We start from the raw sequence: 16,690 nt of genomic DNA on the forward strand, positions 1-16,690 counted from the left end.
CACATACGCCATGACCGATCACACCATGCGCCTTTCCGGCCTCGAGCCGTTCAACGTCACGTCCGGGACGCTTTTCATCAACGTCGGCGAACGCACCAACGTGACCGGCTCGAAGGCGTTCGCGCGAATGATCCTGAACGACCAGTTCGACGACGCGATCGCGGTCGCGCGCCAGCAGGTCGAAAACGGCGCGCAGGTCATCGACGTCAACATGGACGAGGCGATGCTCGATTCGAAAGCGGCAATGGTGCGCTTCATGAATCTGATCGCGTCGGAACCGGATATCGCGCGCGTGCCGATCATGATCGATTCGTCGAAGTGGGAAGTGATCGAAGCCGGTCTGAAGTGCGTGCAAGGCAAAGCGATCGTCAACTCGATCTCGCTGAAGGAAGGCGAAGAAGCGTTCCGCCACCACGCAAACCTGATCCGCCGCTACGGCGCGGCCGCGGTGGTGATGGCCTTCGACGAACAAGGCCAGGCCGACACGTTCGAGCGCAAGACGCAGATCTGCAAGCGCTCGTATGACTTCCTCGTGAACGAAGTCGGCTTCCCGCCGGAAGACATCATCTTCGATCCGAACATCTTCGCGATCGCGACCGGCATCGAGGAGCACAACAACTACGCCGTCGACTTCATCAACGCCACGCGCTGGATCAAGGAGAATCTGCTGTACGCGAAGGTGAGCGGCGGCGTGTCGAACGTGTCGTTCTCGTTCCGCGGCAACGATCCCGTGCGCGAGGCGATCCACACCGTGTTCCTCTATCACGCGATCCAGGCGGGGATGGACATGGGCATCGTCAACGCGGGCCAGCTCGGCGTGTATGCGGACCTCGATCCGGAGTTGCGCGAGCGTGTCGAAGACGTCGTGCTGAACCGCCGCGAAGACGGCACCGACCGCCTGCTCGAAATCGCCGACAAGTTCAAGACCGGCGCGGCGAAGAAAGAAGAGAACCTCGAATGGCGCAACCAGCCGGTCGAGAAGCGCCTGTCGCACGCGCTCGTGCATGGCATCACCAACTTTATCGTCGAAGACACCGAGGAAGTCCGCGCGAAGATCGCCGCTGATGGCGGCCGCCCGATCAACGTGATCGAAGGCCCGTTGATGGACGGCATGAATATCGTCGGCGACCTGTTCGGCCAGGGCAAGATGTTCCTGCCGCAAGTCGTGAAGTCGGCGCGCGTGATGAAGCAGGCCGTCGCGCATCTGATTCCGTACATCGAAGAAGAGAAGAAGCTGCTCGCCGAAGCCGGCGCCGATGTGCGCGCGAAGGGCAAGATCGTCATCGCGACGGTAAAGGGCGACGTGCACGATATCGGCAAGAACATCGTCTCGGTGGTGCTTCAGTGCAATAACTTCGAAGTCGTCAACATGGGCGTGATGGTCTCCTGCAACGACATCCTCGCCAAAGCGAAGGTCGAAGGCGCGGACATCATCGGGCTTTCCGGGCTGATCACGCCGAGCCTCGAAGAGATGGCGTACGTTGCCTCGGAAATGCAGCGCGACGATTACTTCCGCATCAAGAAAATTCCGCTGCTGATCGGGGGCGCTACGACCTCGCGCGTGCACACCGCCGTGAAAATCGCGCCGCATTACGAAGGGCCCGTGGTCTACGTGCCGGATGCGTCGCGCTCGGTCTCGGTGGCGTCGAGCCTGCTGTCCGACGAAGGCGCGGCGAAGTATCTCGACGAACTCAAGTCCGATTACGATCGGATCCGCGATCAGCACGCCAACAAGAAAGCCACGCCGATGGTCACGCTGGCCGAAGCCCGCGCCAACAAGACCAAGGTGGACTGGGCGGGTTATCAGCCGGTCAAGCCGAAGTTCATCGGCCGCCGCGTGTTCAGGAACTTCGATCTGAGCGAACTGGCGAACTACATCGACTGGGGTCCGTTCTTCCAGACGTGGGACCTCGCCGGCCCGTATCCGGCCATTCTGAACGACGAGATTGTCGGCGAATCGGCGCGGCGCGTGTTCTCGGACGGCAAATCGATGCTCGCGCGCCTGATTCAGGGCCGCTGGCTGCAAGCGAACGGCGTGATCGCGCTGCTGCCGGCCAACACGGTGAACGACGACGACATCGAAATCTACACGGATGAATCGCGCTCGGAAGTCGCGCTCACGTGGCGCAATCTGCGTCAGCAGAGCGTGCGTCCGGTGGTGGACGGCGTAATGCGGCCGAACCGGTCGCTTGCCGACTTCATCGCGCCGAAGGACTCGGGCGTGGCCGACTACATCGGCATGTTCGCGGTGACGGCGGGTCTGGGTGTGGACGTGAAGGAAAAGCAGTTCGAAAAGGACCACGACGACTACAGCGCGATCATGCTGAAGGCACTCGCCGACCGTTTCGCCGAAGCCTTCGCCGAAGCGCTGCACGCGCGCGTGCGGCGCGACCTGTGGGGCTACGCGAACGCCGAAACGCTCTCCAACGACGACCTGATCGCGGAAAAATACCACGGCATCCGTCCGGCGCCCGGCTATCCGGCCTGCCCGGATCACCTGGTGAAGCGCGACATGTTCGACGTGCTGCAAGCCACGGAAATCGGCATGAGCGTGACCGAGTCGCTCGCCATGCTGCCGGCGGCGAGCGTCTCCGGTTTCTATCTGGCGCATCCGGACAGCACTTACTTCTCGGTCGGCAAGATCGGCCAGGATCAGTTGGAAGACTACGCAAAGCGCATGTCGCTGTCGAAAACGGATGCGGAGCGGGCGTTGGCGCCTTTGCTGTAATCGGTAAGGGGCAAGCGGCCATGCGTGGCGGGAAACCCACTATATCGGCCTTGAAAGACTGAATATTTGCGGCGACGCAATTTTCGGCTTTGTAGACTGAGGCGGCTTGACCCCGCCAGACGCGGCCAAAACGCGTCGGCTTACTAATTGCAATCGTCAACGGAGAAAATAGTATGAAGAAGCTGACGCTGTTGTTGACCGCTGTTTCGCTTGCCTTGGGCGCCACGGCGGCGCTGGCCCAGCCCGCCGCGCCCGGCGGCTCCAGTTCGGTCAGTTCGTATTCGCCGCCTACGGTGAAGCACGTCAAGAAACCGAAGAAACAGAAAGCGAAGAAGGGTGCGTCGGCTCCCGCAGCCGCTCCGGCGGACGCCGCCAGCCAGTAAGCAGCACGGCAGCGCCGGTCGGTCTGGATCTCTGAACGACAAAGAGCCCGCATCGAGCGGGCTCTTTTCATTGGTGCGCAAGGTTCGCGCCGCCGGGCGCCGCGGCTCCATAAGCGCCGCGACCAGCGGATCAGCGCAGAATCACAGACCCCAGACGATATCCGCGTTTTCCTTCTGCGCCGCGCGCAGCATGTCGAGAAACGGATACGCGCGCTGCGCGAGTCCCGGCGGAATCTCGTGATGTTCGTGGCCGTCTTCGCCTTCGTGGAAATGGCCCTCGTGCTCGGCACGTTCCTGCTTGTCGACGGAAATCGCTGCTTCGAGTTTCTCGATGGCCGGGCCCAGTTCGTCGTGAGTGATGACGCCGCGTTCACCCAGCCGCTTGCCGACGATGCCGACCAGATACTGTGCAAGATTTTCCAGCATCATCACGTCCGGGCTGGCGCGGCATTTGAAAGTAATCAGCATGACCGTTCCCTTTTTCGTTATGGTGGATTAGCGCGCGAGCGGCTCGAAGGCGGCTGCCAGCGCGCGTTACGTTGGCTCGCCGATCAGGCGTGGCGGCCACGGCCCTTTCTGGGCATCTCATTGAACATATTAGCACCTGCTAAAATCCGTCTGGACGGAAAAGCGTGCCGCATTGGGCCGCGCGCGGCGAAGCGCAGGTAGCATGGCTGGGCCGGTAGGCCGGAACCCGCTTAGCGCCGCTGCCCGCCGCCGCATCGAATGCCAAGGCAGGCCGCCGAGCACGCGCTTGATGCGTTGCAGGCAACGTGCCTGATACCGGGCACGCATTGCGCCCGACGCGCCGCGGCGGGCGCAATGCCGCTTTCCACGCTTTTGACGAATCGGCGGCGCCTGTCGCGCGGCCGCCGCCTCTCCCGCATCACCGGATTGCCTCACTGGACTCGCAACAAGCATGCTGCCCGCACATAAACATACCCTCGAAACACTGCTCGCCGACACGGTGAAGCAGGTCGCGACTGCCACACAAGGCGCAACCGAAGCCGCGTTCGTGTCGCCCACCATCACGCTGGAGCGCCCCAAGGTCGCCGCGCACGGCGACGTCGCGTGCAACGTGGCGATGCAACTCGCCAAGCCGCTGCGCGCCAATCCGCGCCAGCTGGCGCAACAGATCGTCGACGCGCTGCTCGCGCAGCCGCAGGCGAAGAACCTCGTCGAAGCCGCCGAAGTGGCCGGCCCCGGCTTCATCAACCTGCGCCTCGCGGCCGCCGCCAAGCAGGCGGTGATCGCCGCCGTGTTCGCTGAGAAAGAAGCCTTTGGCCGTTCGAAACGCGACGCCGGCAAACACGTTCTGATCGAATTCGTCTCGGCCAACCCGACCGGCCCGCTGCACGTCGGCCACGGCCGTCAGGCCGCACTCGGCGACGCGCTCTCGAACGTGCTGGCCTCGCAAGGCTGGGACGTGCATCGTGAGTTCTATTACAACGACGCCGGCGTGCAGATCCACACGCTCGCCCTGTCGACTCAGGCGCGCGCCCGCGGTCTCGCCCCCGGCGACGAAGGCTGGCCTGCTTCGGCGTACAACGGCGAGTACATCGCCGACATCGCGCAAGACTATCTGAGCGGCGCCACCGTGGCGGCGAGCGACGGCGAGCCGGTCACCGGCGCGCGCGACGTCGAGGACCTCGAAGCGATCCGCCGCTTCGCCGTGGCGTACCTGCGCCGCGAGCAGGACATGGACCTGCAGGCGTTCGGCGTGAAGTTCGACCAGTACTACCTGGAGTCGTCGCTGTACAAGGAAGGCCGGGTCGAGAAAACCGTCGAGGCGTTGATCGCCGCCGGCAAGACCTACGAGCAGGAAGGCGCGCTCTGGCTGCGCACCACGGACGACGGCGACGACAAAGACCGCGTCATGCGCAAGAGCGACGGCACCTACACGTACTTCGTGCCGGACGTCGCCTATCACGTCGCCAAGTGGGAACGCGGCTTCACCAAGGTCATCAACATTCAGGGTTCGGACCACCACGGCACGATCGCGCGGGTGCGCGCCGGCCTGCAGGGTCTCGGTGTCGGCATTCCGAAGGGCTATCCCGACTACATCCTGCACAAGATGGTCACGGTCATGCGCAACGGCGAAGAGGTGAAGATCTCCAAGCGCGCCGGCAGCTACGTGACGGTGCGCGATCTGATCGAATGGTCGGGTGGCGCGACGCCGGGTTCGGAAGCCGCCGTCGATCTGATCGACGAGGAAACGATTCGCCGCGGCCGTGACGCCGTGCGCTTTTTCCTGATCTCGCGCAAGGCCGACACGGAATTCGTGTTCGACATCGACCTCGCGCTGAAGCAGAACGACGAGAATCCGGTGCACTACGTGCAGTACGCCCACGCACGGATCTGCTCGGTCATCGCCGAATCCAAGGCGCGCTACAGCACGGACGAAAGCACGCTGGCGGACGTGGACGTCTCGCCGCTCACCAGCGAACGCGCCATGGCTTTGCTGAACAAGCTCGCCGAATTCCCGGACATGCTGCAACACGCCGCCGACGAACTCGCGCCGCACGCGGTCGCGTTCTATCTGCGCGACCTCGCCGGGGAATTCCACTCGTTCTACAATGACCGTGCCGAGCGCGTGCTGGTCGACGATGCGGCCGAGCGCAATGCACGCGTCGCGCTGCTCGCGGCCACGCGTCAGGTGCTGGCCAACGGTCTCGCGACGATCGGCGTCTCCGCTCCCGTCAAGATGTAAGTCCTCCGGCGCAACATGCATGCGGCCGTCGTTATAATCGGCGGCCGTTCCAGGATTCTTTTTGCAGGTGATTCATACGATGGCAAAACCACGCCGCACAACAAAGCAATCGAAACAAACCGGGGGGACTTTTCTCGGCATCGTGCTGGGCCTGATCGTCGGCCTCGCGATCGCGGTAGTGGTGGCACTGTATATCACCCGTGCGCCCACGCCATTCGTCTCGAAGGTGGCGCCGCCCGCGGCGTCCGATTCGGGTGCGACTCAGCCGCAGTACGATCCGAACCGTCCGCTGCAGGGCAAGACGCCGGGTCAGCCGGTGCCGCAAGCCGCGCAGCCGGCGCCGCCGAACACGGCGCCGGGCCAGACCAACCCGCAGACGCAGTCGGGCATGCTGGAAGAACCGCAGATCGTCGAAGTGCCGCCTGCCAACGGCGGCAACGCGAACGGCCAGGCGGTCGCGCCGAAGCCCGCGCAGGATAACGGCAACGGCACGGCCACCGCGCCGGTGAAGAAGCCGCAAGCCTCCAGCGCACCGACCGCCACCGCAGCAGGTTCGGCGCCGAAGAGCAGCTCGGCCGCCACGACCGCCAACGCCAAGCCCAGTTCGGGCGCGGCACCGGCACCGGCACCGGGCGATGCGAACACCGGCTACTTCCTGCAAGTGGGCGCCTACAAGACCTCCGCGGACGCCGAACAGCAGCGCGCGCGTCTCGCCTTCCAGGGGTTCGAATCGAAAGTCACGCAGCGCGATGCCGGCGGCGTCACGTATTACCGCGTGCGTATCGGACCGTTCTCGAAGTTCGAAGACATGAATTCGAGCCGTCAGCGTCTGTCGGACGCGGGCGTGGATACCGCAGTGATCCGCTTTACGAAGCAATAAGCCAACAATAAACCTACAGTGATTTGCCGGGACGCGCCGCCGCCGAACTATCGGCGTGCGGCGCGTGTCACAAGCACGACGGACGGTTCAAACCGTCCAACGCCGAATCTTGAAGACGGTGACGGGCATTTGCGTGGCGCCACCGTTTTACGCCTACTTGGGTCAACACAACATGAAGAAACTGCTGAGCATTCTGTTCCTCTCGCTGGGCCTCGTGGCCGCCACGGCGCACGCATCGCCGACCGCGCCCGTGTCGGGCAAGGACTACACCGTGCTGCCCACCGCGCAGCCGACCGACGTGCCCGCTGGCAAGATCGAAGTCACCGAATTCTTCTGGTACGGCTGCCCGCACTGCAATGAATTCGACCCGTACCTCGAAGCCTGGGTGAAGAAGCAGGCTCCGGACGTGGTGTTCAAGCGCGTGCCGGTCGCCTTCCGCGACGACTTCATTCCGCATTCCAGGATGTATCACGCGCTCGACGCGCTCGGCCTTGCCGGGCAGCTCACGCCGAAGGTCTTCAATGAAATCCACGTCAACAAGGACTACCTGCTGACGCCGGAAGATCAGGCCAAATTCCTCGCGAAGAACGGCGTCGATCCGAAGAAGTACATGGACGCGTATAACTCGTTCTCGACGCAAAGCGCGCTGCAGAAAGACAAGAAGCTGCTGGACGACTACAAGATCGACGGCGTGCCGACGCTGGCCGTGCAGGGTAAGTACGAAACCGGCCCGGCTGCGACCAACAGCCTGCCGGGCACGATCCAGGTGCTGGACTACCTGGTCGCGCAGATCCGCGCCAAGAAGATGTAAAGCCGAGGCGCCGGAATGAGTTCACCCCTGAAGGTTTTCATTACCGGCGCTTCAAGTGGCATCGGCCTCGCGCTCGCCGCCGAATATGCGCGGCGCGGCGCGATTCTCGGCCTTGTTGCCCGCCGCGGCGACGCCCTCGCCGCCTTCCAGCAGTCTCATCCGCAGAAGACCGTCTCCCTCTATTCCGTCGACGTTCGCGACGCCGAAGCGCTCGCCGATGCGGCCGCGCAGTTCATCGCGCGGCACGGCTTGCCGGACGTCGTGATCGCCAATGCCGGCATCAGCCGCGGCGCGGTCACCGGCGAAGGCGACCTGCGCACCTTCCGCGAAGTGATGGATATCAACTACTTCGGCATGGTCGCCACGTTCGAGCCGTTCGCCGCCGAGATGATCGCCGCGAAACGCGGCACGCTGGTGGGTATCGCCAGCGTCGCGAGTGTGCGCGGCTTGCCGGGCTCCGGCGCGTACAGCGCGTCGAAATCGGCGGCGCTCAAATATCTGGAAGCGTTGCGCGTCGAAATGCGGCCGCACGGCGTCGGCGTGGTCACCATCGCGCCCGGCTACATCCGCACGCCCATGACCGAGCACAATCCGTACACCATGCCGTTCCTGATGGACGCCGACCGTTTCGCCGTCAAGGTGGCGCAGGCGATCGAGCGTCAAACTGCGTTCGCGGTGTTCCCCTGGCAGATGCGCATCGTGGCCATGCTGCTGCACGTGCTGCCGCGCTGGCTCTACGACCGCGCCTTCGAACGCGCGCCGCGCAAACCGCGCGCCGCCGCCGAAACCGAGTAAGCCATGCAACCCCGTGCGGTCGATGCAGCCGGCGTCACGCACGAACCAGCAGGCGCCGCAGCGCGCATCGTTTCGCTGGTGCCGAGTATCACCGAACTGCTGTTCGCGCTCGGTCTCGACAAACAAATTGTCGGCCGCACCGGTTTTTGCGTGCATCCCCACGACAAAGTGCAGCCGGTACGCAAGGTCGGCGGCACCAAGGCCGTGAACCTCGACGCCATTCGTGCGTTGCGGCCTACCCATCTGATCGTCAATATCGACGAGAACGAGCGCGCTACCGTCGAGCAATTGCAAGCGTTCGTGCCGCAAGTCGTCGTGACGCATCCTCGGACACCGGGAGACAATCTGACGCTCTACACGCTGCTGGGGACGATCTTCGATCGTGCGCGGGAAGCGCAGCGCCTGGGCGAAGCGCTCGAAGCCCGTCTTCACGAGGCCACGGCGCATGCGTTCGCGCCGCAGAACGTGCTGTATCTGATCTGGCGCGAACCCTGGATGACGGTAGCGCGCGACACCTATATCTCCGCGATGCTGCGGCTGGTGAACTGGCACACGCTTCCGGGCGTGCAAGGCGGTGCGACAGGCGCCGCGCGTTACCCTACGCTCGATTTCGACAGCGCGCCGTGGCTCGCCCATGTCGAGCGCATCCTGCTCTCCAGCGAGCCGTATCGCTTCACGCAGGTCCATTGCGACGCACTGAAACGCGATCCGCGACTGGCCGGCAAGCGCATCGAATTGATCGATGGCGAAATGGTGTCGTGGTACGGTGTGCGCGCGATCGAGGGTATTGCTTATTTGATGCGGTGCGCCGGGGCAGTCTGAGCACGTACGGGGCACGACGCCACAAGACCGCCGCTTCATATGAATATGCGGATTATGTTGTTGTCGCCGCAACCACCCTTCGATAAGCTTTCGCGAAGGCCCACGCGCGCGTTGGCGGCATCAGCCGACCCATGCGCCAGCGCCGGAAACGTATCACAATAAAGACGACGGCTACGCCGCAAGGCCGCCCGTCCCTCGTCAACGGAACATAACCACACAACCAGACGCACTGCCTGACTGCGCTCGTTATGGGAGATCCTATGCGCTTCAAACTGCTCGCTGCCGCCGTACTGTTCACGGCGCCCGCGCTCGTGCTCGCCAAACCGCTGACCGTCTGTACCGAGTCGAGCCCCGACGGCTTCGATGTCGTGCAGTTCAATTCGCTCGTCACGACCAACGCGTCGGCCGATGTGATTTTCAATTCGCTGGTCTCGTACGACGAGGCCGCGAAGAAAGTGGTGCCGGCGCTGGCCGACAAGTGGGACGTGAGCGCCGACGGCCTCACCTACACGTTCCATCTGCGCCCGAACGTGCAGTTCCAGACCACCGACTACTTCAAGCCCACCCGCGCGCTGAACGCCGACGACGTCGTCTTCACGTTCGACCGCATGCTCAACGACAGCAACCCCTGGCATAAGGTCGCGGGGGCGAGCGGCTTCCCGCATGCACAGTCGATGGGTCTGCCAAAGCTCATCAAGTCGATCAGCAAGGTCGACGACAACACGGTCAAGTTCGAACTGAACGCGCCGGACGCCACCTTCGTGTCGATCCTGACGATGGGTTTCGCCTCGATCTATTCGGCCGAATACGCCGATCAGTTGCTCAAGGCCGGCAATCAGGTCGATCTGAATTCGAAGCCGATCGGCACCGGGCCGTTCGAACTGAAGAGCTATACGAAAGACGCGGTGATCCGCTACGACGTGAACCCGACCTACTGGGGCCCGAAGCCGAAGATCGACCGCCTGATCTACGCGATCACGCCGGACGCCACGGTACGGGCGCAGAAGGTGAAGGCGGGCGAATGCCAGATCGCTTTGTCGCCGAAGCCGCAAGATCTCGCTGAAGCCAAGGGCGACAAGTCGCTCGCCATCGTCCAGACGCCCGCGTTCATGACGGCGTTTGTCGCGCTGAACACGCAGAAGAAGCCGCTAGACAACCAGAAGGTGCGCGCCGCGCTGAACATGGCGTTCGACCGCACCACGTATCTGAAGACCGTGTTCGACAACACGGCGACGCCGGCCGTGAACCCGTACCCGCCGAACACGTGGAGCTACGACAAGGCCGTGAAGGCGTGGCCGTACGACCCGGCGAAGGCGAAGAAACTGCTCGCCGACGCGGGCTATCCGAGCGGCTTTGAAACGACGATCTGGGTGCGGCCGAACGGCAGCGTGCTGAATCCGAACCCGAAGGCCGGCGCAGAACTGCTGCAAGCCGACTTCGCGAAGATCGGCGTGAAGGCCGACGTGAAAGTGATCGAATGGGGCGAGTTGATCAAGCAGGCCAAACAAGGCCAGCATGATTCGCTCTTCATGGGCTGGGCCGGCGACAACGGCGATCCGGACAACTACCTGTCGCCGCTGTTCAGTTGCAACGCGGTGAAATCGGGCATCAACTTCGCGCGATTCTGCGATCAGGATCTCGACAAGCTGATCGCCGACGGCAAAGCGACGCCGGATCAAGCCAAACGCGCGAAGGCGTATGAACAGGCGCAGCAGATCATTCACGATCAGGCGCTGTGGATTCCGCTTGGGTATCCGACTGCGGCCGCGATTACGCGCACGAATGTGAGCGGTTATCACGTGAGTCCGTTTGGACGGCAGAACTTTGGGGCGGTGTCAGTGCAGTAATCGCGTTCGCGTTTGAACGCGCGAAAGAAAGCCCGGTTGCGAAAGCACCGGGCTTTTTTTATCGACACATCAGCTCGATCACACCGGTGAAAAGCGTATCACCCCATCCGCATCCTGCTTGCGCTTCAACTCTCCCGCGAGCCAAAGCAGATGCAAGTGCGCCAGCGCTTCGCCCATCGCAAACGTCATTTGATGGATATCGAGCTGGCGTTTGAACATGAGCGGCACGATATCCGCGGCGCTCTGCGGTTTCCGCGCGCATGCCTCCCGCACTTCCGCCAACCGCGCGTCGTGATGCTCGCGCAATTGCCGGATGCGTGTGCGCACGCCGCGAAACGGCTTGCCGTGCGACGGCAGCACCAGCGTATCTTCCGGCATCGTCTCGTAACGGCCGAGCGACTCCAGATACAGCGCGAGCGGCGTGCCTTCGGGTTCCATATCGAACACCGACACGTTGGTCGAAATACGCGGCAGCACCATGTCGCCAGAAATCAGCACGCCGGTCTCTTCACAGAACAACGCGCAGTGTTCCGGCGAATGGCCGAAGCCGGTCACCACGCGCCACGTCTTGCCACCAATCTTCACGCCATCGGCTTCCCGCAGACGGCGATACTGCCCCGGAATCGCCGGCACGAGGCTCGAGTAATAACTCTTGCGATTGCGCAGCTTCTCAAGCGATTCCTCGTCAGTCACGCCGTGCCGCGCAAAGTGCCGCGCCGCACCCTCGCCGCCTGCGTTCGAACCGTCGCCGGCGCCCATCACGCGAGCCTGCATGTACTCGCCGAGCGTCATCCACAGCCGCACGTCCCAGCGCTGTTTGTCGCCGCCCGCGCAAATCCAGTGCGCAAGGCCAACGTGATCGGGATGGCAATGCGTGACGATCACACGCAGCACCGGCAGACCGTCGAGCACTGAGTCGAACACTTTCTCCCAGTTCTCCTTGATCGTGTCCGAGGCGATGCCGCAGTCGACCACTGTCCAGCCCTGCTGGCCATCGATCTCATCGCGTAGCAGCCAGAGGTTGATGTGATCCAGCGCGAACGGCAGCGGCATGCGCAGCCAGAACACGCCTGGCGCGACTTGCTTCGCCTCGCCCGCGTTCGGCAAGGTGTCGCCGAACGGGTAGTCGAGTTGATGTTCGAGTGCATTCATTGTGGGTGTCTTCCTCCGTCGGCCGTCCGGCATGGCGAGGTATGCGATGCCGGTCGGCGTGGTTGCGGCGAACTGGTGCCGTGTTGCGCCTGGTTGCGTTCAACTCAAGTTGACGATAACGTAAACGTCGATTCTATCGTTCAATCCGATTCTCTGCCCGGCCACGGACTGCCCCGATGAACACGCAATACACGATCACCGAGCTCGCGCGGGAATTCGACGTCACGCCGCGCGCCATTCGGTTCTACGAAGACCAGGGTTTACTCTCGCCGAGCCGCGAAGGATCGAGTGGCTTGCGGCGCGTCTATTCGGGCCGCGATCGAACGCGCCTGAAGCTCACGTTGCGCGGCAAACGGCTCGGCTTCACGTTGTCGGAGATTCGCGACCTGCTGGACGTGTACGAGTCGCCAACCGATACGGTGCCGCAACTGCATGCGTTCCTCGCCACGGTGGCGCGCCATCGCGAAGTGCTGGAGCGTCAACTGGAAGACCTGAACGCGACGCTCGAAGACCTCGCGCAATACGAAACCCAGGCGCGAGCGCTGCTGGAAAGCGGCGCGCGCGAAGCCAAGCCGGCATGAACAAAAGCGGCGCGATGCGTCGCGGGTCCACCCGAACGATACAATCACGGGTGTCTTCACGACATGAGACGAATGCACGGTCAACATGAATCACTTCCCCAAACTGTTGTCGTCGCAAATCGGCTTTGACGTCGCGCAGACGATGCTCGAAGGATTCGACCGGCACTACCGTATCTTTCGCGACGCCGCGATCCATGCCAAGACGCTCTTTGAAAAGGCCGACTGGCACGGTCTGCAAAAGCTCGCGCGCGATCGCATTACCTCGTACGACGAACGCGTCGAGGAATGCGTCGAACTGCTCGAAGACGAATACGACGCGGAAAAAATCGACAGCGAAGTGTGGCAGCAGATCAAGCTGCACTACATCGGCCTGTTGACCACGCACCGCCAGCCGGAATGCGCGGAAACATTCTTCAATTCGGTGTGCTGCAAGATTCTGCACCGCTCGTACTTCAACAACGACTTCATTTTCGTGCGCCCGGCCATCTCGACCGAATACATCGAGAACGACGAACCGGCCGCGAAGCCGACGTACCGCGCGTACTATCCCGGCAAGGATGGGCTCGCCGCGACGCTCGAACGCATCGTCACGAACTTCCAGCTGGAGCCGCCGTTCGAAGACCTGACGCGCGACGCCGGCTGCGTAATGCAGGCGATCCAAGACGCCTTCGGCGTGTTCGACGAAGCGGCCAACTTTCAGATTCACGTGCTCTCGTCGCTGTTCTATCGGAACAAGTCGGCGTACATCGTCGGACGGATCATCAACGGCGATCTGCTGCTGCCGTTCGCCGTGCCCTTGCGTCATGTGAAGCCGGGCGTACTCGTGCTCGACACAGTGCTGCTCAAGCGCGACCAGCTGCTGATCATTTTCAGCTTCTCGCATTCGTACTTCCTGGTGGATATGGAAGTGCCGTCCGCTTACGTCGAATTTCTCGGCACCATCATGCAGGGCAAGCCGAAGGCCGAAATCTATACGTCGGTGGGTTTGCAGAAGCAGGGCAAGAATCTGTTCTACCGCGACCTGCTGCATCATCTGTCGCATTCGAGCGATCAGTTCATCGTCGCGCCCGGCATCAAGGGGCTCGTGATGCTGGTGTTCACGCTGCCGTCGTTTCCGTACGTGTTCAAGCTGATCAAGGACAACTTCCCGCCGCCGAAGGAAACCACGCGCGCGCAGATCCAGGGCAAGTATCAGCTCGTCAAACGGCACGACCGTTTGGGCCGCATGGCCGACACGCTCGAATATTCGAGCGTGGCGTTGCCCCGCAATCGCCTCCACGACGCGCTGGTGCGTGAACTCGAAAAAGAAGTGCCGTCGCTGATCGAATACGACGGCGACAACCTGGTGATTCGCCATATGTATATCGAGCGCCGCATGGTGCCGCTCAATCTCTTCCTGCAGAACGGCAATGACGAAGACGTCGAGCACGGCATCAAGGAATACGGCAATGCGGTGAAGGAACTGATGCAGGCGAACATCTTCCCGGGCGACATGCTGTACAAGAACTTCGGCGTGACGCGTCATGGCCGCGTCGTGTTCTACGACTACGACGAAATCGAATATCTGACCGACTGCAACGTGCGCGCGGTGCCGGCGGCGCGTAACGAGGAGGACGAAATGTCGGGTGAGCCGTGGTACTCAGTCGGCCCGCACGACATTTTCCCAGAGACGTACGGTACTTTTTTGCTCGGCGACCCACGCGTGCGCCGTTCCTTCATGCAGCATCACGCGGACTTCTTCGATCCTGCGCTCTGGCAACGGCACAAGGATCATCTATTGAAAGGCGAACTGCCCGACTTTTTCCCGTACGACGAAAGCGTGCGCTTCTGCATGCGCTATCCGGAACGCTTTGCCGATGCCGCGGGCCATGCATCGCCCGCGCAGGATGCGCCAGCCGATGCGCGCAGCGTGCGGGTGGCGTGACGCCGATACGCCGCTCGCAGAATGCAATGCCTCGTCCGAACCTTATGTAACGACATCGACCGGTCAATCGGTCGAGCAACCGCCAAGACGCACCATGAACACGAACGCTTCTACTCCTGACAATCCGCTCTCGCATCTGTTCGACAACAACGAAGCGTGGGTCGCCCGCAAGCTGTCCGAAGACCCTGAGTATTTCTCGCGTCTCGCCCATCAGCAGACGCCAGAGTATCTGTGGATCGGCTGCTCCGATTCGCGCGTGCCGGCGAACCAGATCATCGGTCTGCCGCCGGGCGAAGTGTTCGTGCACAGAAACATCGCCAACGTGGTGGTGCACACCGACCTGAACTGCCTCTCGGTGATCCAGTTCGCCGTCGATCTGCTGAAGGTCAAGCACATCATGGTGGTCGGCCACTATGGCTGCTCCGGCGTCGCCGCGGCGCTGCACGGCCGTCGCGTAGGTCTCGCGGACAACTGGCTGCATCACGTGCAGGACGTGCGCACCAAGCATGCGGCGCTGATCGAGGAATGGCCGATCGGTGAGGTCCGCCACCGGCGTCTGGTCGAACTGAATGCAATCGAACAGGTGATGAACGTATGCCGCACCACCATCGTCAACGACGCATGGGCGCGCGGCCAGGAGTTGACGGTGCACGGCTGGGCGTATGGCGTGCATGACGGCAAGGTGCGCAATCTCGGCATGACGATCAGCGAGCCGGGCGCGCTCGATGCAACCTATCAGAAGTGTGTCGCGGCGGTGTCGGCTAGCGGCGCGCACAAGGCAGAGAACGACGTGGTCGCCGCCGATGCGGCTCAGCTCGGCGACGTGCCGGCTATCGTCGAAGGCGTAATCAAGGAGCTTAAACATGAGTGAGACAAAAGCTGATCCGATCGTCATCGTGGGCGTGGCCCGCACGCCGATGGCGGCATTTCAAGGCGACTTCGCCGCACTGACCGCGCCGCAATTGGGCTCGGTAGCGATCGAAGCGGCCGTAAAACGCGCGGGCCTCAAGCCCGAACAGATCGATGAAGTGGTGATGGGCTGCGTGCTGCCCGCCGGCCTCGGCCAGGCGCCCGCGCGTCAGGCCGCGCTCGGCGCGGGCTTGCCGCTCGCCACCGGCAGCACCACGGTAAACAAGATGTGCGGCTCCGGCATGCGCGCGGCGATGTTCGCGCACGACATGCTCGCCGCGGGGTCCGTCGACGTGATCGTCGCGGGCGGCATGGAAAGCATGACGAACGCGCCCTATCTGCTGCCCAAAGCGCGAGGCGGCATGCGCATGGGCCACGGCCAGGTGATCGACCACATGTTCTACGACGGCCTCGAAGACGCCTATGAAAAAGGCCGTCTGATGGGCACCTTCGCTGAAGAATGCGCGGCGTCGTTCGACTTCACACGCGAGGCGCAGGACGCGTTCGCCGTCGAGTCGCTCGCTCGTGCGAAGCGCGCGAACGAGGACGGCTCGTTCGCCTGGGAAATCGCACCGGTGAAGGTGGAGAGCCGCAAGGGCGATGTCACCATCGATCGCGACGAACAACCGTTCAAGGCGAACATCGAGAAGATTCCAACGCTCAAGCCCGCGTTCAGCAAAACCGGCACGGTGACGGCGGCGAACTCGTCGTCGATTTCCGACGGCGCGGCCGCGCTCGTCATGATGCGCGAGTCGACGGCAAAGCGTCTCGGCGTCGAGCCGATCGCGCGCGTGGTCGGCCATTCGACCTTCGCGCAGGAGCCGGCGAAATTCACCACCGCGCCTGTCGGGGCGATTCGCAAGCTGTTCGAGAAGAACGGCTGGCGCGCCGACGAGGTCGATCTGTATGAGGTCAACGAAGCATTTGCCGTCGTGACAATGGCGGCCATGAAGGAACACCATCTGCCGCATGAGAAGGTCAACGTGAACGGCGGCGCCTGTGCGCTCGGCCATCCGATCGGCGCGTCCGGCGCGCGGATTCTCGTCACGCTGATCGGCGCGCTGAAAAAGCGCGGGCTGAAACGCGGCGTCGCGACGCTGTGCATCGGCGGCGGCGAAGCGACGGCAATGGGTATCGAACTGGTGTAA

General features: G+C 62.9%; 14 protein-coding genes. 12 read left to right on the plus strand and 2 right to left on the minus strand.

Going from position 1 to position 16,690, the window contains the following annotated elements:
- Positions 1–10: 10 nt before the first annotated feature.
- Positions 11–2,728, plus strand: a complete 2,718-nt coding sequence (gene metH, locus RI103_RS17935; protein ID WP_310813248.1) for a methionine synthase — start codon at positions 11–13, stop codon at positions 2,726–2,728.
- A gap of 173 nt (positions 2,729–2,901) precedes the next feature.
- Positions 2,902–3,111, plus strand: a complete 210-nt coding sequence (locus RI103_RS17940) for a hypothetical protein (protein WP_012431543.1) — start codon at positions 2,902–2,904, stop codon at positions 3,109–3,111.
- A 141-nt stretch (positions 3,112–3,252) separates the two neighbouring features.
- Here the strand turns inward: RI103_RS17940 and RI103_RS17945 are convergent, their stop codons facing one another.
- Positions 3,253–3,579: a DUF1840 domain-containing protein gene (locus RI103_RS17945; protein ID WP_310813250.1), complete on the minus strand. Its 327-nt coding sequence runs from the start codon at positions 3,577–3,579 to the stop codon at positions 3,253–3,255.
- A 451-nt stretch (positions 3,580–4,030) separates the two neighbouring features.
- Here RI103_RS17945 and argS point away from each other — a divergent pair, with 451 nt between their 5' ends.
- From argS to RI103_RS17975, 6 genes are all read left to right on the plus strand, one after another.
- Complete coding sequence (gene argS / locus RI103_RS17950; protein ID WP_310813251.1) at positions 4,031–5,821, plus strand: arginine--tRNA ligase; 1,791 nt, start codon at positions 4,031–4,033, stop codon at positions 5,819–5,821.
- 61 nt (positions 5,822–5,882) lie between these two features.
- On the plus strand, positions 5,883–6,701 hold the full coding sequence (locus tag RI103_RS17955; RefSeq protein WP_310813252.1) for an SPOR domain-containing protein: 819 nt from the start codon (positions 5,883–5,885) through the stop codon (positions 6,699–6,701).
- Positions 6,702–6,873: 172 nt separating this feature from the next.
- The gene (locus RI103_RS17960) at positions 6,874–7,512 is read left to right on the plus strand and encodes a thiol:disulfide interchange protein DsbA/DsbL (protein WP_310813253.1); all 639 of its coding nucleotides are present in this window, start codon (positions 6,874–6,876) and stop codon (positions 7,510–7,512) included.
- A gap of 15 nt (positions 7,513–7,527) precedes the next feature.
- Positions 7,528–8,307, plus strand: coding sequence for an SDR family oxidoreductase (locus RI103_RS17965; RefSeq protein WP_310813254.1), 780 nt, complete (start codon positions 7,528–7,530; stop codon positions 8,305–8,307).
- A gap of 3 nt (positions 8,308–8,310) precedes the next feature.
- Positions 8,311–9,129: a cobalamin-binding protein gene (locus RI103_RS17970; protein ID WP_310813255.1), complete on the plus strand. Its 819-nt coding sequence runs from the start codon at positions 8,311–8,313 to the stop codon at positions 9,127–9,129.
- Positions 9,130–9,389: 260 nt separating this feature from the next.
- Complete coding sequence (locus tag RI103_RS17975) at positions 9,390–10,976, plus strand: ABC transporter substrate-binding protein (protein ID WP_310813256.1); 1,587 nt, start codon at positions 9,390–9,392, stop codon at positions 10,974–10,976.
- Between the two features lie 78 nt (positions 10,977–11,054).
- Here the strand turns inward: RI103_RS17975 and RI103_RS17980 are convergent, their stop codons facing one another.
- Positions 11,055–12,128 (minus strand): MBL fold metallo-hydrolase, encoded by a 1,074-nt coding sequence (locus tag RI103_RS17980; protein ID WP_310813257.1) that lies wholly within the window; start codon positions 12,126–12,128, stop codon positions 11,055–11,057.
- Between the two features lie 176 nt (positions 12,129–12,304).
- On the opposite strand from RI103_RS17980, the gene RI103_RS17985 reads away from it, so the two are divergent.
- From RI103_RS17985 to RI103_RS18000, 4 genes are all read left to right on the plus strand, one after another.
- A complete protein-coding gene (locus tag RI103_RS17985) occupies positions 12,305–12,709 on the plus strand; it encodes a MerR family DNA-binding transcriptional regulator (protein WP_168792358.1) in 405 nt (134 codons plus the stop codon).
- A gap of 85 nt (positions 12,710–12,794) precedes the next feature.
- Positions 12,795–14,633 (plus strand): bifunctional isocitrate dehydrogenase kinase/phosphatase, encoded by a 1,839-nt coding sequence (gene aceK, locus RI103_RS17990; RefSeq protein WP_310813258.1) that lies wholly within the window; start codon positions 12,795–12,797, stop codon positions 14,631–14,633.
- A gap of 94 nt (positions 14,634–14,727) precedes the next feature.
- Entirely contained in the window at positions 14,728–15,504 is a 777-nt protein-coding gene (gene can, locus RI103_RS17995; RefSeq protein ID WP_310813259.1) for a carbonate dehydratase, read from the plus strand.
- Complete coding sequence (locus RI103_RS18000) at positions 15,497–16,690, plus strand: acetyl-CoA C-acetyltransferase (protein ID WP_310813260.1); 1,194 nt, start codon at positions 15,497–15,499, stop codon at positions 16,688–16,690. Before can ends, RI103_RS18000 begins: the two co-directional genes overlap by 8 nt.

The sequence above is a fragment of the Paraburkholderia sp. FT54 genome, assembly GCF_031585635.1.
Lineage (GTDB): Bacteria > Pseudomonadota > Gammaproteobacteria > Burkholderiales > Burkholderiaceae > Paraburkholderia.